At 58.6% G+C, this 24118-nt stretch carries 20 protein-coding genes; 13 read left to right on the top strand and 7 right to left on the bottom strand.

The features are described 5' to 3' along the window. On the bottom strand, positions 1-536 hold a 536-nt coding region (locus U4E84_RS09390), incomplete at its 3' end, for a selenium-binding protein SBP56-related protein (protein ID WP_322531835.1). Positions 537-696: 160 nt separating this feature from the next. Next, a complete protein-coding gene (aglM, locus tag U4E84_RS09385) occupies positions 697-2013 on the bottom strand; it encodes a UDP-glucose 6-dehydrogenase AglM (protein WP_322531834.1) in 1317 nt (438 codons plus the stop codon). Positions 2014-2194: 181 nt separating this feature from the next. Between aglM and U4E84_RS09380 the strand changes: the two genes are divergently transcribed. Together U4E84_RS09380 and U4E84_RS09375 are read left to right on the top strand one after the other, a co-directional pair. Further along, positions 2195-2752, top strand: coding sequence for a TIGR04206 family protein (locus U4E84_RS09380; protein ID WP_322531833.1), 558 nt, complete (start codon positions 2195-2197; stop codon positions 2750-2752). A gap of 112 nt (positions 2753-2864) precedes the next feature. Next, positions 2865-3755: a ZIP family metal transporter gene (locus U4E84_RS09375; RefSeq protein ID WP_322531832.1), complete on the top strand. Its 891-nt coding sequence runs from the start codon at positions 2865-2867 to the stop codon at positions 3753-3755. Between the two features lie 874 nt (positions 3756-4629). Here the strand turns inward: U4E84_RS09375 and U4E84_RS09370 are convergent. Next, on the bottom strand, positions 4630-5445 hold the full coding sequence (locus U4E84_RS09370; protein ID WP_322531831.1) for an IclR family transcriptional regulator: 816 nt from the start codon (positions 5443-5445) through the stop codon (positions 4630-4632). Positions 5446-5733: 288 nt separating this feature from the next. Between U4E84_RS09370 and U4E84_RS09365 the strand changes: the two genes are divergently transcribed. Next, positions 5734-6972, top strand: a complete 1239-nt coding sequence (locus U4E84_RS09365) for a Zn-dependent hydrolase (protein ID WP_322531830.1) — start codon at positions 5734-5736, stop codon at positions 6970-6972. A 100-nt stretch (positions 6973-7072) separates the two neighbouring features. On the opposite strand, the gene U4E84_RS09360 is transcribed toward U4E84_RS09365, so the two are convergent. After that, on the bottom strand, positions 7073-8371 hold the full coding sequence (locus U4E84_RS09360) for an amidase (RefSeq protein WP_322531829.1): 1299 nt from the start codon (positions 8369-8371) through the stop codon (positions 7073-7075). Positions 8372-8799: 428 nt separating this feature from the next. On the opposite strand from U4E84_RS09360, the gene U4E84_RS09355 reads away from it, so the two are divergent. The 6 genes from U4E84_RS09355 (at position 8800) to U4E84_RS09330 (ending at position 16259) form a co-directional block, all read left to right on the top strand. Further along, entirely contained in the window at positions 8800-9639 is an 840-nt protein-coding gene (locus U4E84_RS09355) for an ABC transporter permease (protein ID WP_322531828.1), read from the top strand. 1 nt (position 9640) lies between these two features. After that, positions 9641-10696 carry an ABC transporter ATP-binding protein gene (locus U4E84_RS09350; RefSeq protein WP_322531827.1) on the top strand — a complete coding sequence of 352 codons (1056 nt, stop codon included), beginning with the start codon at positions 9641-9643 and terminating at the stop codon, positions 10694-10696. A gap of 2 nt (positions 10697-10698) precedes the next feature. Next, on the top strand, positions 10699-12039 hold the full coding sequence (locus U4E84_RS09345) for an oligopeptide/dipeptide ABC transporter ATP-binding protein (protein ID WP_322531826.1): 1341 nt from the start codon (positions 10699-10701) through the stop codon (positions 12037-12039). A gap of 106 nt (positions 12040-12145) precedes the next feature. Further along, complete coding sequence (locus U4E84_RS09340) at positions 12146-13129, top strand: ABC transporter permease (protein WP_322531825.1); 984 nt, start codon at positions 12146-12148, stop codon at positions 13127-13129. A 164-nt stretch (positions 13130-13293) separates the two neighbouring features. Further along, positions 13294-15144: an ABC transporter substrate-binding protein gene (locus U4E84_RS09335; protein WP_322531824.1), complete on the top strand. Its 1851-nt coding sequence runs from the start codon at positions 13294-13296 to the stop codon at positions 15142-15144. 296 nt (positions 15145-15440) lie between these two features. After that, positions 15441-16259 (top strand): HNH endonuclease, encoded by an 819-nt coding sequence (locus U4E84_RS09330; RefSeq protein WP_322531823.1) that lies wholly within the window; start codon positions 15441-15443, stop codon positions 16257-16259. A gap of 64 nt (positions 16260-16323) precedes the next feature. Here the strand turns inward: U4E84_RS09330 and U4E84_RS09325 are convergent, their stop codons facing one another. Together U4E84_RS09325 and U4E84_RS09320 are read right to left on the bottom strand one after the other, a co-directional pair. Further along, positions 16324-18687, bottom strand: coding sequence for a DEAD/DEAH box helicase (locus U4E84_RS09325; RefSeq protein ID WP_322531822.1), 2364 nt, complete (start codon positions 18685-18687; stop codon positions 16324-16326). A gap of 95 nt (positions 18688-18782) precedes the next feature. Then, complete coding sequence (locus U4E84_RS09320) at positions 18783-19037, bottom strand: hypothetical protein (protein ID WP_322531821.1); 255 nt, start codon at positions 19035-19037, stop codon at positions 18783-18785. 99 nt (positions 19038-19136) lie between these two features. Here U4E84_RS09320 and U4E84_RS09315 point away from each other — a divergent pair, with 99 nt between their 5' ends. Next, complete coding sequence (locus U4E84_RS09315; RefSeq protein ID WP_322531820.1) at positions 19137-20186, top strand: hypothetical protein; 1050 nt, start codon at positions 19137-19139, stop codon at positions 20184-20186. Between the two features lie 65 nt (positions 20187-20251). On the opposite strand, the gene U4E84_RS09310 is transcribed toward U4E84_RS09315, so the two are convergent. Then, the gene (locus U4E84_RS09310) at positions 20252-21211 is read right to left on the bottom strand and encodes a hypothetical protein (protein ID WP_322531819.1); all 960 of its coding nucleotides are present in this window, start codon (positions 21209-21211) and stop codon (positions 20252-20254) included. 106 nt (positions 21212-21317) lie between these two features. Here U4E84_RS09310 and U4E84_RS09305 point away from each other — a divergent pair, with 106 nt between their 5' ends. The 3 genes from U4E84_RS09305 to U4E84_RS09295 all read left to right on the top strand — a co-directional run bounded on the left by U4E84_RS09305 (position 21318) and on the right by U4E84_RS09295 (position 23963). Further along, complete coding sequence (locus U4E84_RS09305) at positions 21318-22229, top strand: hypothetical protein (RefSeq protein WP_322531818.1); 912 nt, start codon at positions 21318-21320, stop codon at positions 22227-22229. A 34-nt stretch (positions 22230-22263) separates the two neighbouring features. Further along, positions 22264-23184, top strand: coding sequence for a hypothetical protein (locus tag U4E84_RS09300; protein WP_322531817.1), 921 nt, complete (start codon positions 22264-22266; stop codon positions 23182-23184). A 77-nt stretch (positions 23185-23261) separates the two neighbouring features. Continuing rightward, positions 23262-23963 (top strand): hypothetical protein, encoded by a 702-nt coding sequence (locus tag U4E84_RS09295; protein ID WP_322531816.1) that lies wholly within the window; start codon positions 23262-23264, stop codon positions 23961-23963. Positions 23964-24118: the final 155 nt, after the last annotated feature.

Raw genomic sequence — 24118 nt, 5'->3', positions numbered from 1 at the left:
TCTAACTGGAGGAACCCGCCGGGGAGCTCGCCGTTCGCGTCGCCGAGCATGCTGATGACGATCTTCCCGCCGGGGACGCAGTGGACCGTGTGCGGCGCGGACAGGTCGTGTTCGAACACCTCCTCCGGTTCGATGACCGTCACTATCTCGAGATCGCGGGGGTCCTCGGCGTCGATGACGTGAATGCGTGAGGACCGTTGGCCCGGAACGACCAGATACTGTCGAGCGAGGCCCTCGGCGTGACACGAAGACGAACAGGCGTTCCAGCCGAAGTGGTGGAGCTCGTCCCCTTTGTTGGGCATCTCGACCGCGTCGATCAGTTCGCTGTAGGTGTCCGACGCGGGGTCGAGGTCGACGACGCCGATCAGGTCCGGGCCGTCGTTCTCCATCCCCACTCGCGGCGCCATCACGTACGCCGTTTCTTCGCGGCCGCTCTCGGTCCGCATCGCCGCCGGCGTCGGATACCCTGGCCCTTCGACTTCGTCGTGCTCGTGACCGCGCTGTTCAGCGTCGTGGCCGGGGCTGTCAGTACTCATCCCAAACCATCAGTTGATATTCAGTACTATTAATTATGTAGTATTATTCATGCTTTCGGAATTTTCAATTACCGAAGGCGACGGCAGACTTCACTGAGGGCGGTGGTGTCTGGACAGTAACCACCCGCCATGAGTTTGCAAACGGGAGTGGTCGCCGGCGCTACCAGGTGAGCCCCTCGTACGTCAGGCCGTCGCGCCGCTCGATTACCCGGCGGCCGTCGATCACGACCGGTTCGGCCATGGCGTCGAAGGCGTCGCCGAGCGCCGCGAACTCGTCCCAGTCCGTGACGACGAGCGCCGCGCGTGCGTCGTCGAGGGCGGCGGCCGCGGAGTCCGCGTACGCGACGTCGGGGAAGCGCTCGCGCATGGTGTCGGTCGCCACCGGGTCGTACCCCACGACCTCGGCGCCGCGTGCCTGCAACCCCTCGATAATCGGGATGGCACGGGAGTTCCGGATGTCGTCGGTGCCGGGCTTGAACGCGAGCCCGAGCACGGCGACGCGCTCGCCGGCGACGTCGACGTGGGAATCGAGGAGCTCGAGCATGCGCTCCGGCTGGCTGTCGTTCACCGCGACCGCGGCCTCGAGCATCGGGGGCTCGTAGCCGGCCTCGCGGGCCGCTGAGCGGATGGCGTCGACGTCTTTGGGGAAGCAACTCCCGCCCCATCCCACCCCCGAACGGAGGAACTGCGCCCCGATACGGTCGTCGAGCCCGACCGCGTCCATCACCTCGTAGGCGTCGATGCCGAACCGCTTGCAGACGTTCCCGAGGTCGTTCGCCAGCGAGATCTTCGCGGCGAGGAACGCGTTGTTCGCGTACTTGATCATCACGGCGGTCTCGGGGTCGGTCCGAACGACCGGGACGTCGGCGTCGGTCGCGACGAGCAGCGGCTCGTAGAGCGCCTCCAGCCGGTCGACGGCCCAGTCGGAGTCGGTGCCGAAGACGAGCTTGTCCGGGTGGCGGAAGTCGTCGACTGCGGTGCCCTCCCGGAGGAACTCCGGATTGGTCGCGAGCTCGACGCGGTCGGCCGCGTCGCCGGCGCCCGCGAGGAGCGCCTCCCGGATCTCGCCGACGCCCGGCGGCGTGATCGTGCTCTTCACGACGACGAGGTGACGGTCGGCGGCGGTCGGTTCCGCCGTCTCGGTCGCCGTCGAGATCGCCTCGCCGGTCATCTCGGCGGCCGCGGAGAGCGGCCCGAGGTCGATGCTCCCGTCCGCTCGCGAGGGGGTGCCGATCGCGAGGAACGTCACGTCCGCGTCCGGGACGCCGTCGTACTCGGTCGTCGCGCGGAGCCGGTCGCCGGCGTGCTCGGCCAACAGGTCGTCGAGACCGGGCTCGTGGATCGCCGCGCGGCCGTCGTTTATCGCCGCGACAACGTCCGGGTCGATGTCGACGGCGGTGACGTCGTGGCCCGCGTCCGCGAGGCAGGCCGCGAGGGTGGTTCCGACGTACCCGCTGCCGACGACGGTGACTCGCATACCGGAGGATCACCCCCCGACCCAAAGAGCGTTGCGCGTCTGTCAGGAGTTGGGCGACCGCCACCGCGGTCGTCGCGGTCGTCGCGGCCGTCGCGACCGCCGCGACCCCCCGATCGACGACCCGCCGCGTCCCGCGGCCGGTCCCGGACGATACTTACCGGCGCGGACCCGAGAGCCGCGCATGTCAACGCGGCCGCCACGGGGACCGAACCGCGAGCGCGACGACGGCTCGGCGGACGCCGCAGAGCGTCCCGCTGCGCGCACCGCACGCGCCGGGGCGCTCCTCGTCCTCGCGCTCCTCGCGGTCCCGATGGCCGTCATCTCCGCGGGCGGCGACCTCACCGTCGTGAGCCTCTGGGGATTCCTCGACGCAGGTCCGGAGTCGGGCGGCGCCCTCGGCGGCTACCCGGTGTGGCGGGACTTCCTCGACCAGCCGCGGCCGTACGGCGCGCTTCCGCCGTCGATCCGGGCGTGGCCGCTCGCCATCGGCTTCCACCTGCTGGCGGCGGGCAGCGCCGCGATCGGCGCCGCGCTCGGCCGTGAGGACCGCCGCGTCACCGGCGGGCTGCTCGTGCTCGCGGCGGCCGCGAGCCTGTGGGTGTCCGTCGGGCTCGCGGCGCGGTTCGGGGTCGGCACTACGGTGAGCTGGCTCACGGTGGTTCCGATCGGCGCGGTGGTCACGCTCGCGGTCGCCGCCCTCGCGTACGGGCGCGACCTCCGGCGCGTGGTCGCGCGCTGAGCGCCGGGATCGAACGCCACGGGGGACCGTCATGCGGCGTTGGGAACGCCACGCGGCGGCGGAAACGACCGCGGCGGCCGCGTTTATGTAGCGGGGGGTGAAACCACGCTCCATGACCGACCTCGCCGGAGTGGTCGCGGTCAGTAGCGTCGCGGGGCTGGCGACCGGGCTGGGCGCGCTCCCCGTGTTCGTCGGCGCGCGCGTTTCACACCGCGTCTACGACGCCGCGCTGGGGCTCGCCGCGGGGCTGATGGTCGCCGCCAGCGTGTTCGGACTGATCCTGCCCGGCATGGAGGAGGGGACGCTCGCGGCGGTGATGGCGGGCGTGCTCGTCGGGGGCGGCGCGCTGCTCGCCGGGAACTACGCGATACCCCACCTCCAGGCGCAGTACCGCGAGTGGGTCCCTGAGGGGGGCGCGACGAGCGACGACGCCGCGTCGATGCCGGTGTCCGACCGGGACGGGTCGTCGGGAGACGGCTTCGACGACGCCGTTTCCACCGACGACACCGACACCGCTGACGCGGCTGAGGAGGCGGCCGCCGCCCGCGAGGTGACCCTCCGGAAGGCGCTGTTGATCGGCGGCGCGATCACGCTCCACAACGCCCCGGAGGGGCTGGCGATCGGCGTCGCCTTCGCGTCCGGGTTGGAGGAGGTCGCGCTGCTGCTCGCGGTGGTGATCGGCCTCCAGAACGTGCCGGACGGCTTCGCGTTCGCGGTGCCGATGGCGGACACCGGGATGTCGAACCTGCGGGTGCTCTGGTACACCACGCTCTCCGGGCTCGTCCCGCAGGTCGTCGCCTCGGTCTTCGGCTTCCTGCTCGTGTCGGTCGCCACCGGGCTGTTCCCGATCGCGTCCGGATTCGCCGCGGGCGCGATGCTCGCGGTTGTCTTCCGGGAGCTGATCCCCTCCTCGCACGGCCACGGCCACGCCGACGCCGCGACCGGGGCGTTCCTCGTCGGGTTCGTCCTGCTGGTCGTGGTCGACGCGGTCGTCGTCCTGTGACCACGGTCTCACTGCGACGAGCGTCCAACTTCCGGAGACGTCCCCGCGACCACGGGATTGCCGGTTGCCGATCGCCGATCTTCTGTCGTCCAATAGTGAAGGTGCTTCACACCGAAAAGATGTGCCAATATATAATTACAATTAGTATTACTTGATACCAAACTATTTCATATAATTGATGACGAACGTGCCGCCTAGATTTACGAATCAACTGGACTCAGCGCATGTCTGTTTCGACGTTAATATCACTTTCAGCCGTTCTCTCGGTAGAAACTGACGAACAATGAGTGTATTCAGGGAAATTATTAAAAAAAATAAGTTAACAATTGTTGTTTATACTAGGTACAAATGAATAAACAGGTATAAAATCGAGGTGTTAGGGATAATATTGGAAATTAGCCGAATGACATTGATCGTGTCTCGGAACGATATATAGATTGAAACGCATATATTTTATCTGGTAAATAGTTAAAAATGAAAAATTTTTTAAACCAATTTTCAGTCGTGAATCACTTCCATTCGAGTTCACTGCGGTTCGGGCGGTGATGCCGTGAAGCGGTCGCGGTCAACGCTATCGCGAAGATGGAAGGTTTCGACCGCCTAAACGATACCTTCGCCGGTTCGGTTGTCACGCGAGTGGTTGACGACGACCATTACAATCATAGGCGTGTAATGACTACGTGCGAGTCATGTCGGGAGACCCGAAATCGCGTCGGTGTCGGGTGAAAAGTGATGTCGACGAATCTTTCAGTAGATCGTCGGTGGCCCGACCGCTCAACCGTGCTGCTCCCGCTGCTGAGCGGCCCGCAACCGCGACCACCATCGTTCGGATTAGCCGAACGAACGCCGACGCGGTCCACGATCGCGACAGGTGTCAGTCATCCATTAATTCAGTGGTGAACTCGTCGGACATATTGATCGTCACCTCGATCAAATTCGCCGTTCTGGTCACGATCGACGTGCTCTCCTCGTGGAATCGATCGCCGTTGAGAATGCTCGTCGGGCCCGAGATGCTCACGGCGCCGAGCACGTCGCCGTACGGATCGGAGATGGGTGCGCCCACCGCCCGAAACCCTAGGACCTCCTCTTCGTCGTTGTACGCGTAGCCCCGCTCGCGAATCGTCTCCAACTGGTCGAACAGCGACTCCCTGTCAGTGATCGTTTCGGGAGTCCGTTCCGGGAGACCGTGCGCGTCGACGATCGACTCGGCGGTCGAGCGCGAGAGTGAGGCGAGGATCGCCTTGCCGGTGGCGGTGATGTGTAGCGGTTCCGGGCGCTGGACCTTACGGCTCTGGTAGTCGTACCAGCCGACGTCTCCGCCTTTCGCCTGATAGAGATTGACGCTCTTGCCGTTCTCTTCGACGGTGAGATGAGCGTACAGTCCGGTATCGGCCGCGAGTTCGTCGATCTCCTCGCGAGCGATCCGAAACAGACGACTCTGATTCCGGACCGACTCTCCGAGCAGCGACAGCGCGTAGGCGAGTCTGTATTTGTTCCCGGCACGGACGACGTACCCGGCCTGTTCGAGCGTCTTAAGGTAAGCGTGGACGGTGCTTTTCGAAAGATCGAGTCGCGACGCGAGCTCGGTGACGCCGAGGCGCTCTTCTCGGACCAGTTCGTCGATCACATCCAGCGACCGCGAGACGCTCGTCCGCGTCCCGGACCCGTCTTGTGTTGCTGTGTTAACCATACGCTCGCAACATATACTGGCTACTTATGTGTTCTCATATACCGAATTATATGTCTTCTAGTACCTAATAGCGGCTATATATTAGAATAATAGTGGATATTTGTACAATAATATCCCGAATACGTCTGTCGAACTCTAATATCGATCTAGTCGGTGCCTGTCGCGTTCCGGTTGGCCGAACACCGCGCTGCGCCGATCTGTATCGACAGTCGGGACACGATAAATTGAACGTTCATACATAATAATGGCCGATAGTGTTATTAGTGATGTCTGTATTGAGGACTTCTGGTGACAGTTACACTAAATAAACATCGCCTCGTGGACACGATGGAAACGCAGGCGAGGATCGGCGGAACTGACGACGGCGGACTCCACCGCTTGGCGCTCTCGGACGAAGACAAAGCCGCCCGTGACTGGTTCGTCGACCAGTTAGCGGCGCTCGGGTTATCCGTTCGAATCGACGCGTTCGGGAACATCTTCGGTCGTCGCCCCGGAACGGACCCCGAGGCCGCGCCCGTACTGATCGGCTCACACCTCGACTCACAGCCGAACGGCGGCATCTACGACGGCCAGTTGGGTGTCGTCGCCGCGCTCGAACTGCTTCGCACGCTTGAAGACGACGACGTCGAGACCCGACGACCGATCGAGATCGTCAACTGGACCAACGAGGAGGGCACCCGTTTCCAGCCAGGCCTCCAGGGGAGCGGCGTCTGGTCCGGAGTGTTCGACATCGAGACCGAGTACCAGCGAACCGATCGTGACGGCGTACGCCTCGTCGACGAGCTCGAACGGATCGGCTACCGCGGTGACACACCGGCCGAGCCGAGGGAAGTGTACGAGGCGTACTTCGAGCTTCACATCGAACAGGGGCCGTATCTCGACGCGAACGACGCCAACGTCGGCGTCGTCACCGGCGTCGTCGGGCTCTCGTGGGGAGAAGTGACGTTCACGGGCGAAGCGAATCACGCGGGGAGTACCCCGATGCACATGCGGTACGACGCCGGGGTAGCCGCCGCGGACCTCCTCACGTCGATCCGACGGATCCCGGGACGTCTCGGCGACCGCACGGTCGGAACCGTGGGATCGATCGGCGTTGAGCCGGACTCGATCAACATCATTCCCGAGACCGCCACCGTCACGTGGGACATTCGCGATCCCTCCGACGACGTGCTCGACGAAGCCGTCGACCAGGTGCGGGCGGAGGCCGAATCCGCGGCGAGCCGCGAAGGGATCGACTGCGCCGTCGAGGAGACGGCCCGGACCGCGGGCGTCGAGTTCGACGACGGCTGTGTCGAGACGGTCCAGCACGTCGCCGACGAGTTCGGCTACGAGAGCATGCGGCTCATCAGCGGCGGAAACCACGACGCCTCGCACGTGGACCTCGTCTGTGACACGGCCATGGTGTTCGCGGTCAGCGAAGGCGGAAAAAGCCACACGGCCGAGGAGTACACGAGCTGGGACGACTGTTTCACGGCGGCCAACACCGTCGCGAACGCGGCGTTTCTGACCGCGACGGACCGCCGATAGGGAGGTCTCGGAACCGCGCCCGGCGCCGTAGTGCGCTTCCGTGAGAGCCTGGAAAAATGTGTCGGGAGTTCATGTCAGCCTGGCGCTCGCCGGCCCTGCGTCACGCAGATCCGAGCGTGTCGGCGATCCCGTGACTCCAGCGGATCACGTCCTCATCGGCGCGGTACCGCCCCGCGAACTGTACCCCGAGCGGGAGTCCCTCGTCGGTCTCACCAGCGGGAACGGTCACCGTCGGGAGGCCGGCGTGCGTCCACGGTAGGTTCATTACCGGGTCACCGGTACTGTCGATGCCCTCCGGCGCCGGCCCCGGAGCCGCCGGCGCGATCCACAGGTCGAGCTCGTGTCGGTCCAGCAGGTCGGTCAGGCTCGCCCGGACCTCGCCGCGGCTCCGCCGACCCACCGCGACCGTCTCCATCGTCGCGTCGAGGCCCTCCGCGATCAGGTCGTGCGTCTCGTCGGCGTACTTCGATTCGTGGTCGCGAAACCGGTCCTCGTGGGCGACCGCCGCGTCCGCGGCGACGAGCCGGCGGTGCCGCTCGTTGATCGCCCCGATATCGGACAGCGCGTCAACGCGGTTCACGTCGTATCCGGCGGCGGTCAGGCGGCTCACGTGGTCTTCGAAGGCGTCGAGTGCGACGTCGGAGGCCTGTTCGAGGTACGTGCCGTCCGGGACGCCGATAGCGGGCGTCTCCGCCGGCGCGGGCAGCGTCCGCCACGAGTCACAGAGCAGCGGCGCACACAGCGACAGCCCGGCCGTGTCCTGCGTGAAGAGCCCGACGTGGTCGACCGACTCCGAGAGGGGGATGACGCCGTCCGTCGGGATCCGCCCGAAACTCGGTTTGTACCCGACGATTCCACAGAACGCTGCGGGGCGGATCACCGACCCGATCGTCTGGGTTCCGAACGCGACCGGACAGAGCCCCGCGGCGACGGCCGCCGCCGACCCGCTGCTCGATCCGCCGGGCGTTCGCGACGTGTCGTGCGGATTCCGGGTCGGCCCCGGAGACATGTGCGCGAACTCGGTGGTCACCGTCTTTCCCAACACGAGCGCTCCGGCCTCTCGAAGGGCCGTGACCGACGCCGCCTCGTCGCCGGCGAGCGCCTCCGGCGAGAAGTCCGATCCCGCTCGCGTCGACAGCCCGTCGACGTGAAAGATATCTTTCACCCCCACCGGAACCCCGTACAGCGGCGGACGTTCGGCCGGGTCCGGATACCGCTCGGCGAGCGCAGTCGCCTCCGATCGGAGACGGTCCCACCGCGCCGGTTCCTCGACGAGCGACTCGATCTCGGGCTCGACGGTCGCTGTGCGGTCCTCGAGCTCGTCGAGATACGTCTCCAGGTCGATGCGTCCGCTTCGCAGATCGTCGGCGACAACCGCAAGGGGCTCTTGGTGCAACACGACACTATCTGTCACGTTTCGTGGTTTATATCGAACGTCGTCGCGATATTTTGCCGCATTATGTGTATCGTGATCTCGCCAGTTTGTGGTGTTCGCTTCGGGTCGACGGATCGTCGATGGGGACCGATACGGACCCGACGACAGACGGGCGAAAGATCCCGGTACGTCCCTCTCGAATGTGTCGTCCGGCGGATCCCCACTCCGTACGTGACAGTATCCGTGGGTAGGGGTCTCTTTGGGTGTCTGCTGGAATATTTTAGGTTGTTTAATCAAAACGCTTTTATCCGGCGGATTCGCGCGGATTGTTGATGGATATCGCCAAAAGAGTGGCAGACAACAGGGTGTCACGCGTAATATCTGATCAAGATCAATTAAACTCACTCAAGAAGCACTACTTCGTCAGAAACCTCTGGGGAGGGCTCCGCGGGATGATACGCGATCGAATGACCGCGTTCTACTTCGGTGTCCTCCTCACGGTGTTGTTGATGGGCGTGTTCGGGCCCATGATCGCTCCCTACGGTATCGAGCAGATACACTACGACCAGTCGGGACAAATGCTGCGTGCGGAGGGACCGTCGCTCGCGCATCCGCTCGGTACGACGTTTAACGGCTACGACGTCCTCAGCCGGCTGCTCGTCGGTGCTCGTCCGACCGTCCTCACCGGAATCATCGGTGGCAGCATGATCCTGTCGATCGGAACGGCGATCGGCGTGACCGCGGGCTACGTTGGCGGACGGACCGAGACCGCGCTGATGCGGTTCACTGACTTCGTGTACGGCGTCCCGCTGATCCCGTTCGGCATCGTCCTCATCACGTTCCTCGGGGTCGGCTTTATTCCCTCGATCATGGTGATCGGGTTGATCCTCTGGCGCGGGGCGGCCCGCGTCATCCGAGCCCAGACACTGACCGTCAAGCAGTACCCGTTCGTTCAGGTCGCGAAGGCCAGCGGCGCCAGCACCCCACACATCATCTTCAAACACATCCTTCCGAACGTGGCACCGATGGCGGTGTTTTTCCTCTCTCTGGGTGTCGGGTACGCGATCATGCTTCAAGCGAGCCTGACGTTTCTCGGCGTCGCTGACCCCTTCATCCCCTCCTGGGGTGTGATGATTCGGAACGCGTTCAACTCCGGCTACATGGCGACCGCTTGGTGGTGGTCGGCTCCGCCGGGACTGCTGATCGCGATCACGGTGCTCTCGACGTTCATGTTCGGACGCGGGATCGAACAGGATGACGGGGAGTCACAAAACAACGCAATCGCAGCCTAACATGAGCGATCCACTACTCGAAGTCGACGGACTCACGGTACAGTACGAGACGAACGAGGGCATGTTGACGGCCACGTCGAACGCGTCGTTTACCATCGAGGACGGTGAGTTTTTCGGGCTCGCCGGCGAGTCGGGTTCCGGCAAGAGCACCCTCGCGAAGGCGATCGTCGGCGGGCTCGACGACAACGGGCAGATCACGTCAGGGGAGATACGATACCGCGGCGAGGAGATTCAGAACCTCTCGGACAGCGAGCTCAGCGAACGGATCCGCTGGAAGGACATTTCGTGGATCCCACAGGGCGCGATGAGCAGCCTCGATCCGCTTCAGCGGGTCAGCGAACAGGCGCTCGAGATCGGGCACGTTCACACGGACCTCACGGACGAGGAGCTCCGAGAGAAGCTCAAAGAGACCTTCGACATCGTCGGCCTCCAAGAGAGCCGGATAGACGACTACCCGCACCAGTTCTCCGGCGGGATGCAACAGCGGGCGATCATCGCGCTCGCGTTGTTCCTCGATCCCGAACTCGTCATCGCGGACGAGCCCACGACGGCCCTCGACGTGATCATGCAGGACCAGATCTTCAAACACCTCGATCGCTTGAAAGAGGAGTTGGACGTGAGCCTGCTTCTGATCACGCACGACATCAGCGTGATATTCGAGTCGTGCGACAGCGTCGCGATCATGCACGCGAGCCAGATCGCCGAACGTGGGGCGACGGAAGCGGTCCACGCGAATCCGCGTCACCCGTACGCCTTCATGTTCAAAGAGGCGTTCCCCGACATCCGGGAACCGAAACGCGACCTGGAGGTGATCGAGGGTCACCCCCCGGAGCTGATGGGTGAGGTCGACTTCTGTAGCTTCGCGGATCGCTGCCCGTGGGCCGCTCCGGAGTGCCGCGAGGGCGCTCCCCCGAGCGAGCCGGTCGACGGTGACGCGAGCCACGTCGCCGCGTGCGTTCGAAGCGACGAGGCGTACGAGCTGTACCGCTCGGAGGCCTCCTCTAGGACGGAGGGCGGGGGCGGACAGGCGATCTCGCAGATGGGGGAGGTGGACTGACCGTGAGCGCGAACCAGCCTGTCCTCGAGATCCGCGACCTCAAAAAGTACTTCGAGGGGAACTCCAACATCCTCGACGTGGTCATGCGTCGGGAGCCGTCACAGATACAGGCGGTCGACGGCGTCACGATGACGCTCGAAGAGAACGAATCGGTCGCCGTGATCGGTGAGAGCGGCTGCGGAAAGTCGACGCTGTTGCGCACCCTCATCGGCCTCCACGACCCGTCCGCGGGAGAGATCGTCTACAGGGGGACGCCGGTTTCCGAGTTCACCGACGCCGATTGGAAACAGTACCGCCGGAACGTACAGGTGATCTTTCAGGACCCATTTAATTGCCTCAACCCGAAGATGACGGTCCGAGAATCGCTGGCCGAGCCGCTGAACATCCACGGTATCGGCGACAAGGAAAAGCGGGTGAGAGACGTGCTTGAGCAGGTCGAACTCCAGCCAGCGGAGAAGTATCTCGACAGGAAGCCGATGAACCTGAGCGGCGGGGAGAAACAACGCGTCGCCATCGGTCGCGCGCTGGTTCTCGATCCGGACGTCATTTTGGCCGACGAACCGGTCTCGATGCTCGACGTCTCCACGCAGGCCGCCGTGTTGACGAAGATGAAGGACCTGATCAACGACTTCGACGTGTCGATGATCTATATCTCTCACGACTTATCCACGGTCTCGTACATCGCCGAGACGGTCAAAGTGATGTACCTCGGTCGGTTCGTCGAATCGGCACGGACGAAAGAGATCCTCGAGGACCCGAAACATCCGTACACGGAGGCGCTCGTTTCGGCGATTCCAATCCCCGATCCGACGCACGACCGAGACCGAACCGAGATGTCCGGCGCGCCGCGCGAGCCGATCGACATCGGCGAGGGCTGCCGGTTCCGTGATAGGTGCCCGTCGGTGATCCCGCCGGACGACGTCGACATCGAACAGGGGGCCTACCGGGAGATCATGGCGTTTCGAGAGCTCTTGGAGCGCGACGACGCCGGGATCGATCGGATTCAGAACATCGTCGAGGAGCACGATCGCACGTCCCTCGTCGACGCGATCCAGCGCGAGTACTTCGATCACACGCTCACCGGGAAAAACGAGTCGACGGTTCGCGCGGCGCTCACGTTGGTAGCGGATGGCGAGCCCGAACTGGCCATGGAAAACCTGCGCGATCGATTCGGGAGCGTCTGTGAGACCACGCCGCCGGCGGTCGAACCCGAACCCGGATGGCGCGTCGCGTGTCATCATCACGTGGACGGTACAGACGGTGTGACCGTGAGTGAGGACGGGAGCGGCATCGAACGCGGAGGCGAGGACAGCTCGGCTGGAACGACCGCACGGGTGGAGTGACAATGAGACCGACACAGAGCGAGTCGATGGGAGCAGGGGGCAGAGAACGGTCACTCGTAGCGACCGAGATCGACACCGGACGCGGCGGATCCGGAGGTGACCGCTGATGTCGTCCCTGCGACGGTACGTCGCCGTCCGTTCGGTTCAGACGCTGTTCATGCTGGTGCTCGTCATGACGGCGCTCTTCGTGCTGTTCAGGTCGATGCCGGGTGATTTCACCTCACAGATGGCGACCTCGGGGGCGAACGAGGAGACGCTTCAGGCGATCCGCGATCAGTGGCACCTCGACGAGCCGATATACGTCCAGTACTACCACTACTTGGCGAACCTCGCGCAGGGGAACCTCGGGGAGTCACCCGTGTACCGGGTCGACGTCTGGGAGTTCACCAAGATCCGGATCTTCAACACGTTTATCCTCGTCGCGCCGGCGATGACGTTCACGTATCTGCTCGGGGCGCTGATCGGGACGATAGCGGGCAGCGACCGCGGGAGCGCGTTCGAACGGTTCGGGACGATCCCGGTCATCGGCGTCGGGTCGTCGCCGGCGTTCTTCACCGCGATCATCCTCGTCGTCGTGTTCGCGGTCTGGTTGGACCTGTTCCCGACCTCGGGCATGCTCTCGTCCGGATCCACGGAGGGGCTCGCCTGGTGGGAGCCGTACCTGACGCGTGACTTCGCGGCTCACTACGTCCTACCGTTCGCGGCCGTCGTCTGCCGGTATCTGTTCATCCCGACGCTCATCATGCGGAACAGCGTCGTCGAAGTGATGGACAAGGATTTCACCGAGTACTACCGGCTCACCGGTCTTCCGACGCGGACGCGGCTCCGCCACATCGCCAAACACGCCAGTATCCCCGTTATCACCATCTACCCCGTCTCTCTCGCGCGCGCCCTCGGTGGGCTCGTGCTCATCGAGACCGTGTTCAACTGGCCGGGGATCGGCTTCACCCTCGTCGAGGCGGTTCTGGCGCGCGATTACCCGACAGTGCAGTTCGTGTTCTTCGTGGTGGCGACGTTCGTCATCCTCTCGAACTTCGTCGTTGACCTCGTCTACGGCGTGATCGACCCGCGGATCAGACTCGAGACGTAAACGACCCGTTGGAGGACAGCGGTCCGGTCCGACGCGCCCTCCCGTTGGACATCGACTAGCGGCGGCTCCTCGAAGTTTATTTAAATACCATTATTATTCATAACCCTCCGACTTCTAGTGGTTTTCACCGATAAATTTATAAATATATGCGATAGTGTCGTGGTATGGCTGCTCACACCAAGCAGACCGACGCGAGTGACGAATCGAAACCGAAGGATTCGATCGCGGAATCGATCGATCGACGCACCCTTCTCCAGGGGCTCGGCGGCGCAGCGACGGTCGGGCTCGCCGGCTGTGGCGGTCTCGGCGGCGGCGGTGACGGCGGGAGCTCAGGTGCCTCGTCGGAGGATCTCGGCGAGCGCGTCTCGACGATCCAGATGGAGTACTGGTCGGACTACGGCGGGTTCACCACCACCCAAGAGCAGATGGCTCCGACGATCAGTGAGGGAATTGAGTCCCTCGGCATGGAGGTCGAAGTGGTCCCGAAAGACCTCGGGACGCAGACGGGCCAACAGGCGAACGACGAGAACCGAGACAACAACATCTCGTTCACGTGGTGGGTTCCGGCGTCGGACAGGCTCGATCCACAAGAGCTTTTGAACAACATGCGGCTCGACTGGGCGGGCGCGAACGGCAAGAGCAACACGTCGAACTACGTCGACTGCGAGTACACGCGGCTTCTCATCGAACAGACCGAAGCCGATTCGGAGGACGAGCGCACGGAGGGGTTGAACGAGACGATCGCCTACATGTCCGAAGACTGTGCGATAGACAACCTCTGTCCGGTGGCGAACATCGGCGCGTGGCGGACCGATATGGTCGACGTCGAGGGAATAGGAAACGCCGGGCTCGCACGCTCAAACGCAGAGTGGCTCTTCAAATCAGAACTGACCGAGGGCGACGAACTGATCGTCGGGATCGACCCGATCGCGACGGAGACGACGAACTGGATGACCCACACCGCCTCGATGCCCGAAGCGATGTGGCAACACATGATCCACTCGCCGGTCCACAAGTACGACGAGGACTTCGAGGTGGTCGAGCTCCTTGGATCGGTCGACGTCGTAAGTGGCGAGGAGGTCGTGGTGGAACTGTTCGACGACGCGGTCTTCACGAACGGGGATCCGGTGACCGCCCAGGACGTGAAGTTCACTTTCGAGCAGGTCCTCCGTGGGGGAGACGCGGGCGCGTACCCCGGTGCGGCCCCGGTCCCGTACGACGAAATCGAGGTCGTCGACGATCAGACGGTGCGGTTCCTGTTCAGCGAACCGTACATCCCGTTCGCCGAGACGTCGCTGATGCGGTGGGGGATTCTCCATCAGGAGACGTTCGAAGAAGCCGGCGCTATCGAAAATCCCGGCGATGCGACGTTTGAGATGCCGATCGCCTCGTCGGGGCCCCTCGAGGTCACCTCGATCGAACAGGGCCAACGCGTGGTCACGGAACCGCACGACGGTCATCCGGAATACGAGGTCGCACAGCCGGTGACCTTCGAAGCGTACCGGAACGAGGAGTCGATGATCAACGCGTTACAGGCCGGCGAAGCACACGTCGCAGTCGAGATTTCGCCGCCGAACGCGTCCCGGGTGAACGATGAGATCGAGGACGCGGAAGCGGAGTTCACGGGGACGCACACTGCGTACAATCTCCAGTACATCTGTCATACCGCACCGGGTAAATTCACCGAATTCAGGAAGGCCATCGGGGCGTCGATCAACCGCGAGCAGCTGGTCAACACGGCGTTCGACGGCCGTGTCGACCCCGACATGTTCCCGACGTACATCTCCGAAAACCACCCGCGGTTCCCCCCGGAGGACATGCTGTACGAGCATCCCGACCCGAGCGGTGACGTCGAAGCGGCGCGGTCGATGCTCGAAGACGAAGGGTGGGGATGGGACGGCGACGACAATCTCCACTACCCGCCGGACGCCGACCTGGAGCCGCTGTGGCCCGAAGGCGAAGTCCCCTCGGCAGAGGACTTCCCCTGTATCGACGAACTCGACCTTGACCCGTGAACGACCGTACCACTTCCAACAGATGACCGACGTCAACACCGAAGCGGGACAGGGGTCCAGATCGGTATCGACCGCGGCGACAGACGCCGTCGACGAGCTCGTTTCGGCGGACGTCTTGGAGCCGGGGGACACCGCGTGTTCAGTTACGAACGACACAAAACGTGCACGAGTTATGTCGTGTGACGAACGACAAATTTCTCTGGGTGCTACTCTCTGAATTTGTAGCTCGCGTTCTTCTCCTGACGAGGGTTTATTCTAAACTGGAGCTTACTTCAAACCAGAGTAGGTGTCGTATAGTGCCCCATCAGATTAGCCTATCAAATTTCGGTGAAGGTATTAGTAATCTAGAACGAGTAGATGACGACTCGTTTCCTGACTCTTATGAAAATCCAGATTGGCTTCGAGAACGATACTGTGAGAGGGATCAATCTGTTTTTCAAATCGCAAACAGTGTTGGCCAACCAACCGGGGTTATCGTCAAGTGGCTAGTCAAACATGGTATTGAATCTTATTCTAATTTAAGAGAGGAAATGGAGGAGCCACCAAAAAGCAAGTATTGGTTTGTCCAAGAATACTGGGCAGGAGAGCGGACACTAAGCGACATTGGTGATGAACTCGGTCGTAGTGCGAGTGTCGTGGGAAGTTGGATGGATTACTACGGAATCGAACGCCGTCCACGCGGTAGAAGATCCATCCTGGAAACCGCACCCCACATCAATCCGGATTGGCTTCACATGCAGTATCATGAGTATAAACGCGATCCTGTTAATATCGCTACTCAACTCTCCGTGAGCGCAAACACGGTCCGCCGTTGGATGGACAATCTTGGAATCCCTCGTCGGACTTACTCAACCGATGGCGACTATTCGGGCACGTATTATGGCTCCATGTGGCCAGATGCACGAGAGAAAGCAAAAGAGAAGGATGGTTATGAATGCCGGAATTGCGGGATGACTGAATCAGAACACTATGAAGTCTATGGTCATGATTTGCATGTTCACCATGTCAGGCCGTTTCGGACTTTTGACGACCCGGAGATAGCACACAGATTGTCGAATTTGATGACGGTTTGCTGTTCATGTCACAAATCTCTTGAAGCGAACCCCCAGAAGTAGGGGAGAACATGTGACCTGGAAATTAGTACCTTGTCACCTTGTTGGAGACAGTTATTGGTGCTATCTAATTAAAATCGTTGAGTGTTGTTGGCTGCGACCCCGCTCCAGATTGAATCTCACCCTCACTACTGGAATTTTCGGATTCTTCATCGTCAATCAACTCGTGATACCGGGTAAGACCGTCAGAACCAGGCCGCTCTAGAGCGGACTCGGCAAACGGGACTTCGATGCGTTCGTCAGATTCCGGGTCCCACTCCAGAACGCTCTTGAGAAGGTTCTGACTGATGGCATCCCCGATACGGTGTGTAGATCTGACCGTATCTACGAACAGATCTTCGCCGCTGTCTGCAAGGAGTTTCGACAGTCTCTCAATCACGAAGTGTTCAGTTCCCGGGTCCCAGGACGCATCTCTCCCGCCCGTTCGGTTCAACTGGTCTCGCAAGTTGTTGTAGATCGCTCGGCCGAAGTAGTCCACGTTGCTAATGAGGTACATGTCCGGTCCAGGGACGCCTTCGGCGACTTGCGCTGCGAACATCTCTAGCCACTCCGGTTCTTCCGGCATCTCGAACGGCTCGTAGAGTAGCCTGGCGCTTTTGACTGCTATGCTGAGATTCGACGCCGTGTTGACGAGGCTCGACATGTCGTCACCGCCCAAGTAGTCCTCGATGTCAGTGATTGGAACGCCTGCGCACCAGAACCAGCAGATAAGAACCGCGGTTGAACCCTCGGTTCCGGACAAGTTGTGCAGGTCCATTTTTTCGTTGAGCCCACCCTCATCGTCGATCGTCACGACTTCGTCGCAGTGGTAGTATTCCTCAGCGAAGCGTTGGACCAACTTCTCGGGAGTGAGGTCAGATTCTTGTTCGTTCAACCACTCGGTCAGTTCGAGAACCCGCTCGACGCTGTTATCGAACCAGTTGCTATGCTCGTATTCAACTAACGCGGACCCAAGATCGGTCGCTGTGTATCGTGTCTGCTCGCTCTGCGGCTGCCCGATCGGTTTGTGTAGTAACCCGTGGTTCGTGAGCCATGTGAGCGTCTTCTGGATCTCTGCTTCGACGTCTGCACCTGGTTGTTCAGCGAGGTCGTCACGTATGTATTGCGGGACTTGTTCGACGCTTTCTGACCAGAAGAGTGTTGACTGGACGAATTCCGTGACTTCAACATCGGTTTCCCACCCGTAGTTGACGAGTTCAAGCACTAACCAGCGAAGGGCGATTTGCCCGGACAGGTGAGAAGCGACGTCTTCAATGTCTTTCTCTTCAACACGCGTGTCGAATTGGAATTCCTCGAACGCGTTCTCGTCATTGTACATCAGGAACGCGTACGCTTGGTCGTACTCGTCAGCGTCGCGGCCAGCCCTTCCGATCCATTGAACGTACTCGTAGACACCGATGAACCCGCCCTCCCAGTTTCGTCTCAGGTCGGCCACGATAACTGACTGGACGGGAGAGTCAAACCCGTAACTCAGGGTGGTTGTGCAGAACACGCACTTGATGACGCCCTTCTCGGTGTATTCCTCGATGAGGTCTTTCACGCCGCGTTCCAACTTTGAGTGATGGTACGCGACGCCGTTGTTCAGGAGTTCAATGAGGTTTTCATGAGTGTCCGTGAGTTCGGTTTTAACCGCTTCTTCGACTTTTGCGCGGAAGTTGACATCCTCACCAGTGTCGAAGGTGAGTTCGTCCGCGACCCCGCGTGCACGAGCCTCCGCGTTACGGGTCGTGTCGTTAAACACTAGGAATGGGCCTTTGTCTCGGTTGTCTCGAATGATGCGCGCGATTTGTAGAGCGTACTCTTCATCTCCCTTTTCAATCGGGATTTCTTTGATTGGTACCGCCCGTTCTTCACTGCTAATTGTAAGCTCGGCATCCAGCCACCGTGCGATCGTGTGAGGGTTTCCAACGGTCGCTGAGATCCCGAGAATCTCCATTTCGGCATCCAGCGCCGCGCTAATTCCCTTCTCAATGTTCGGGCCTCGTTGCGAGCTGTAGATTTCGTGGAAGTCGTCGAGGATCACGGTGTCAAATCGGTCTGCGTACCCTCGAACGACGGCTTCGAAGAACGATTCGAATGTCGCTACGACTACGTCCGCTTCCTTGTACCCGCGGCCTTTGTTCACGGTGACGCTTTTCGGAGTCCACGCAGACACCGTAGCGTGTTTCTCACCGACAAGCGCAACAGACGGAACAAGGTAGGCTACCTTCTTTCCGTCTTGCAGTGCTTTCTTTGTCACCGCCTCTGCGACGAACGTCTTCCCATTCCCTGTTTCCGCAATGAGGAGGTGATTGCCTTCGTCGAGAGCCCCATTTTCGAACGCTTCGTATTGAGTGAGTGTTAGATCTGTGAACTCTGGTGGTTTCTGGTCCAATAACTCTTGAATGAGTTCCTGATCAGACTCAGGGATACTCTCGGGGATGGGTGGCATTCTTATTCATAAGACAAGTTATTTGATCTCATAAACAGTCGGATTTCTACCCTGAATGTCTGAAACCAGCAGAGAGTAGCAATCCGCCACTTCGCCTACTCTGGCCTCTCGAATTCGACCGTTTCAACAGGTTCACCAATTAAATCGGCGAAGTCATCGATTGGGGCAGTTCTGGTGCTTGACGGCATTGGGCCGTAATCATCCCACTCATCAGTGTACTGGACAACCCGCGAAGATAATTCACCATCTTGCTCTGCGGTGTCGTACTCGGAGAAAACGTGATGTATCCCGACGACGAGCACCGCCCCTTCCGACTTATGCTCGTACACAGTATCTCGCTCAAGCTTCATGACGTGGTCAAAGCAGAGGGAGACAAATAGAACTTCGTGCTTGACTCGTGGAACCAACAATACGGAAGTTTACGTGACTGTAAGCGAAATCCCCATCAAATGAGTATTTACGACGAGATAGATGAAGCAACTCGTGACGATTTGTTTGCTGCGGCTGAGCAGCTTGAGCGGATGACCCCCGAACAGATTCGTGTACTCGTAGATGATATTCGAACGCTGCAATCAGACTACAAGCCTGAGTCAGACCTTCTAAGGATTCTCGTCGGGGTGGACAGTGACCACGGAGTAACAGGATGGGAGTTCACGCATGAGCGTGGAATGAAGGACGGGGAACCTGCCGTAGCTGGAAGCGCGTCAGATGTTGAGACGATTGAAACCGTCACTCACGGCACGGTGAGCGGGTTCGGGACGACCACCCTCGATCTCTTTCACCCACCGGGGGAAGCGCTTGACCCTCGTCAAGTCGTCCAAGGTATCTACGACACGATCGTCTATTTGATCGGCGTGAACGACACCGTGCTGTTCAGCCTGACGACTCCGCCAACTTCGGGAGTTAACATCTTCGACAGCCCCAGCACTGAAGGAGATGTGTTTAACCAGCAAGGGGAGGCATGGGAAGACCCGATTGTTGTAACCGAGGAAATGCGTGCACCGGACCCCGAGAATCACATCTCGGAAGTCTCACGGAATGAACTTCGAGACATCCTTTCGGAGGTTGATGCTGGTGTCCCGATGACCCGGTTTCAGTGCGGTCGAGATCTCATTGATTGTACGAAATCACCTATTCAGGATCAAGAAGAACTTCAAGCATTGTCGTTTGCTCAGGACGAAGAACACCGGAACGAACTAGCAATCAAAGACGGTGAACGAGCTCGCGGGGTTGCAGTGGTCAGAGATGATTACACGCAAACCAAGGAGGAATGGACGTTCTCAGAGGTATTCCACCCGGAGTGCGGTCCTTCCGCTGAAGCGTTTGAGGAGGAAGAAGACGACCTCCGTCTTTTCAAAAGCAAAGGAAAAGACGAGGTGTACATTGAAGGGACAATCAAGTTCGGCCCTGCCCCCTCTCAGGACGACGAGTTCCCGCACCGGCCGATTTATTTCAAGGACATTACTGTTCTCGGTCGCCGCGGACACCACCCCGATTAAACCAATCGAACGGTAGGTGAGGGTTTATCCGAAACTGGCGGTTACTCCAGTATACAGGGGCTTAGTTACTCTCTATTTCCGAACGCTTCACGCGCCGTTATGATTTGATCTAATCCGTTACCGAATTTGGTGACTGGAGGTTCATCCTCCAATCCATCGCACGCATCACTCATCTTTGCCGCACCGGAATGGTACTTCTCAAGAATATTGGAGTATGTCGCAGGGGAAAGAGCTCCATCGTTTAACGGTGGACGTCGAATCTCTTCAGGAATGCTCGTTTCCGTTCTAGCAACTGCGGCATTGAAGTGCTCTTTCGCGGTATCTGCTTCTCTATTTTCCCAGTACAATGCACCCTCTGAAATTCGCTCACTGGCCTCGATGTATTTCCGTTGAAGTTCAGCGTAGGCCTCATAGAAACTGGTGAGCGTTTGAGCATCAGTGACAACGGATTCTACATCGGGGAGTAGTCGGACAAGGAGCTTATTATCTGTATTTAGGGTGGTAGTGGTTTCTTCTATCGAGGATAACTGTGAGTGGAGTTCGTCCAAGTCCTCATCTGCTACTAAATTGGGAAGGTCACTATCATCAGCAATAGCGATCTCTACATCATTCAAGTCGATATGGAGATCAGCACCTCTGTTAAAAAGGCTCTCAACGGTTTCATAGTAGGTAATCGCCGCTTCTATTGCGTCGATTTCTCTCTCGATTTTCGGTTGGGTTGGTGGACTTGCTACACCGGGGATCACAGAAAGCATTCCACGCACAGAGTGCTTGAGGGAAGCGATTTGGCGATCGTTCTTTGTTGTTTGGCTTGTCAGACCGTCCTCTGCTCTTTTCAATCGTTCAGGGAACTCATTCGGGAGAGTGAACGTCTCTTCAGGATCGGTCAAGTCCGTAGCGTCGATGATCTTTGCCAAATCTTCAAGCGCAGACTGTGAATCCGCATGGTCTACAGGATCGCCATCGCCTAAAAAGAGCAGTCCTAAGAGACTCACTCCTTGTTTAATGAATGTTCGGCGATCCATACTCTGTACTTGATTGGTATTAAGTTAAAAAACGCGATGTACAGCATCCTGGAAACACTGTTTCCATGGTAACACCCATATTGTTAGAGAAAATAGAATGTTAACAATGCCAGAAGTACAGTCCGCTAGGAAAAACCTCGCAATCCACCGAATCCAGTCCGGGCTGCGAGACCACTCAGATCGTCACCAAGCCGCAGTCAACATAGCTAACGAGCTAGCACCGTTTGATCCGATAACGGATGGCACCATCAGTTTTAGTGAAGACGAAGAGTTTGACCCTGAAACTTTCTCATTTAGTGCTGACCACTTACACGGGGTCAGAAAGATCACAGAAGTATTTGAGGACGAGATGGAGATCGATATTGGACATGGGAAAACTGCACGGGCTGCGACTCTCGCAGGTCAACTCTCATCTATTGTCTCAATCATTATTGCAGGGAACAACCTTGTTCATGTCTCAAAGACACTCTCAAACGAGCATGAGGAAGTAGAGGACATAGAAGAAATCCAAGAAGACACCTATCGAGATTTCTTCTCTGCCAGCTGCATTTTCATTCTAGAATGCTTCTTGTTTACCACACCACTCAATTACAAAATCGCCTGGCGAGGAACACGGTTTCTCAATAACCAATACCTTTATCATTTGCGAGGTCTCAACCGATCACTTTACCGCATTACTCTTAGCGAAATCCACTACCTCATCCGAGACGTCGTCCCTGCTACTTTACGTTCATCAGTGGACGAAGTCGCCTCGTACCTTGTGTGGGCGGGCACAACAACGTTACAAGTTCTAGACCAACACGGAGAGCTCAAACCAGCGAATTTCAGACAGCATGTAGAAGATGTTGTCGCCGAATTTAGGGACACGGCTATTGAAACGTACGAAATTCCGGATTCCCTGATTTCAGAGATAGAACCTGAGGTCCTGTATAAAGAGATAATCGAGAGTGTAAGAGGTAACGTTGGATTCAAACTTCCATCAACAGACGAGTTACTTGGTGAATTGCCGGATTTTTAGAATTCAAAACCTATACCACCAGTAACCAACCGTTATGACAACAGAAGAAATTGAATGGAAACAGAGCCAAAAAATCCGTCTCGGGCGTGAACAACGACTACTCGCAGTGGTCGGTATCGCGTTAGCCTTTTTCGATGGCGTGTCAAATTGGCCTGTCGTTGCCCTTTGCGCCCTTCTGTTAATTATCGCTCATATTCGCCACAACGCAGTGAATTCGAAAAGGAGAGAACTTGCAGAACAACGCCTATCGGTTACGAATCCGATTCTGATTTCCGGGTCACTTTCCGTGATTTTCTACCTGGTAACTCGCGCAGTAGATCGGATAGATTATTCGGCGACACTAATCGGTGATGTAGTTATGTTCTCAGTCCTTTGTCTCCTTTTAGGGCTCGGGATTCTACTCGTTGAACATTACTCGAATAGTGAGTATTTCGACTGGTGGAGTGAACGCGCATTGAATCGATCGAGAAGAAAGCAAGATGAGTTCTGGATTTGGGTTGCAGGAGCATTCAGGAAGTTTTCGCCTACAGAGATGACTGAGGCGGATATAAAGAAAATGAAGAGAAAAAGAAGGGTAAAACAGCGTCTGAACGATGGACCATTCACTCCGACAACGGGTCCAGAGAACCCCCCTTCATTCAAATGGAGTTACTGCTCTACGATGCTTCGGGAGATGATGCAGTGGAAACGTTCGTTGCCAATCATCGTGGGGATCCTGTTTTTACAATTACAAGGAATTCCAGTGTGGATTGCGTTTCTGGGATCAACCGTGGTTTGGATGGGGGCTTCAGTTCTCGCGGACCATGTTAAGTACTGGTATTACTTCCGTCCCGTGCGCGATGGGGTATTTCAAGAGCCGAGAAGTGATACCATGACGCAACGTTTTATCAATCAGCTACAGTCGTACTGGGCTTCAGATCTTTTAGCTATCTGTGTTCTCTGGATCGCATTCTGACGAATTCTGGCTCGTGTAGCAGTGTGAGGTGAGGGTTTATTTAGGACTGGATTTTACAGATTTATAGAAAAATTACGATGGACCGAGTTCTTGATGCCGAGGAGTTTCATGCACAAGCAGTTCTCAATGCCATTGAGGGATTTATCGATGAGTTCGACGATCGCGGGGAAATTGCTACCGTGCGAGAAATACTGCAGAAAGATTATAAAGACCTTCGAAGCGGTATTGTTGGACAGAAAGCGGAGTTATTCACCGAGAAGAACTTAATCCTGCCCACGCTTCACGCATTAGGATACGACCCTGACGAAATCACTGCACAACCAGCCGAGCTAGTGCCAGATGAACGAAGCCGCCCGGATTTCCGCATCGAAGGTGTTCACAAGGCATGTGTCTGTATCGTCGAAGCCAAACGTTTTGGTAACCTCAGCGGGTCATCGGACAGCGAAAATATTGCTGAGAAAGAACTGCAGGAGTACCTCTCCGAGAATGCGTTAGTGAAGTATAAGCGTGATCTCAATGTTAAATACCTCGTAGGAATCGCAGCAGATGGTATTCGTTGGAGCCTCTACGTGAAGAACCTGGAAAGTGGCGAGCAGAAGGGAATCGAGCAATACTCACTAGCAGAGACATTCGAAACAGCAGCCTTCGCTCGGCAGTTCCCCAATCAGGTTGATGAGAAGTGGAATATCGAACACCGATGGGAAATACGAGACGGCTTCATCCCGAAACTCGCCGCACCCAAGCTTACTAACAGGATTGACGAGGCTATCAACGACTGACGACTCAACGGAAGACCCCCGCCGCGCGGCTCTGTTGAAATCCTTAAGAACTGACAGGATCGGCGTGCGAGATACAGAGGATGGATTCAGCAGCCGACCACGAGCGAAGAGCAACTTACAGTTCAGTCTCGTCGTTGAACTATTCCAAGATGAAT

The sequence above is a fragment of the Halorubrum sp. AD140 genome, from assembly GCF_034497445.1.
In the GTDB taxonomy this organism is placed as follows: domain Archaea; phylum Halobacteriota; class Halobacteria; order Halobacteriales; family Haloferacaceae; genus Halorubrum.
Note: the sequence above shows the minus strand (reverse complement) of the source record. Positions and strands in the feature narration are given on the sequence as shown.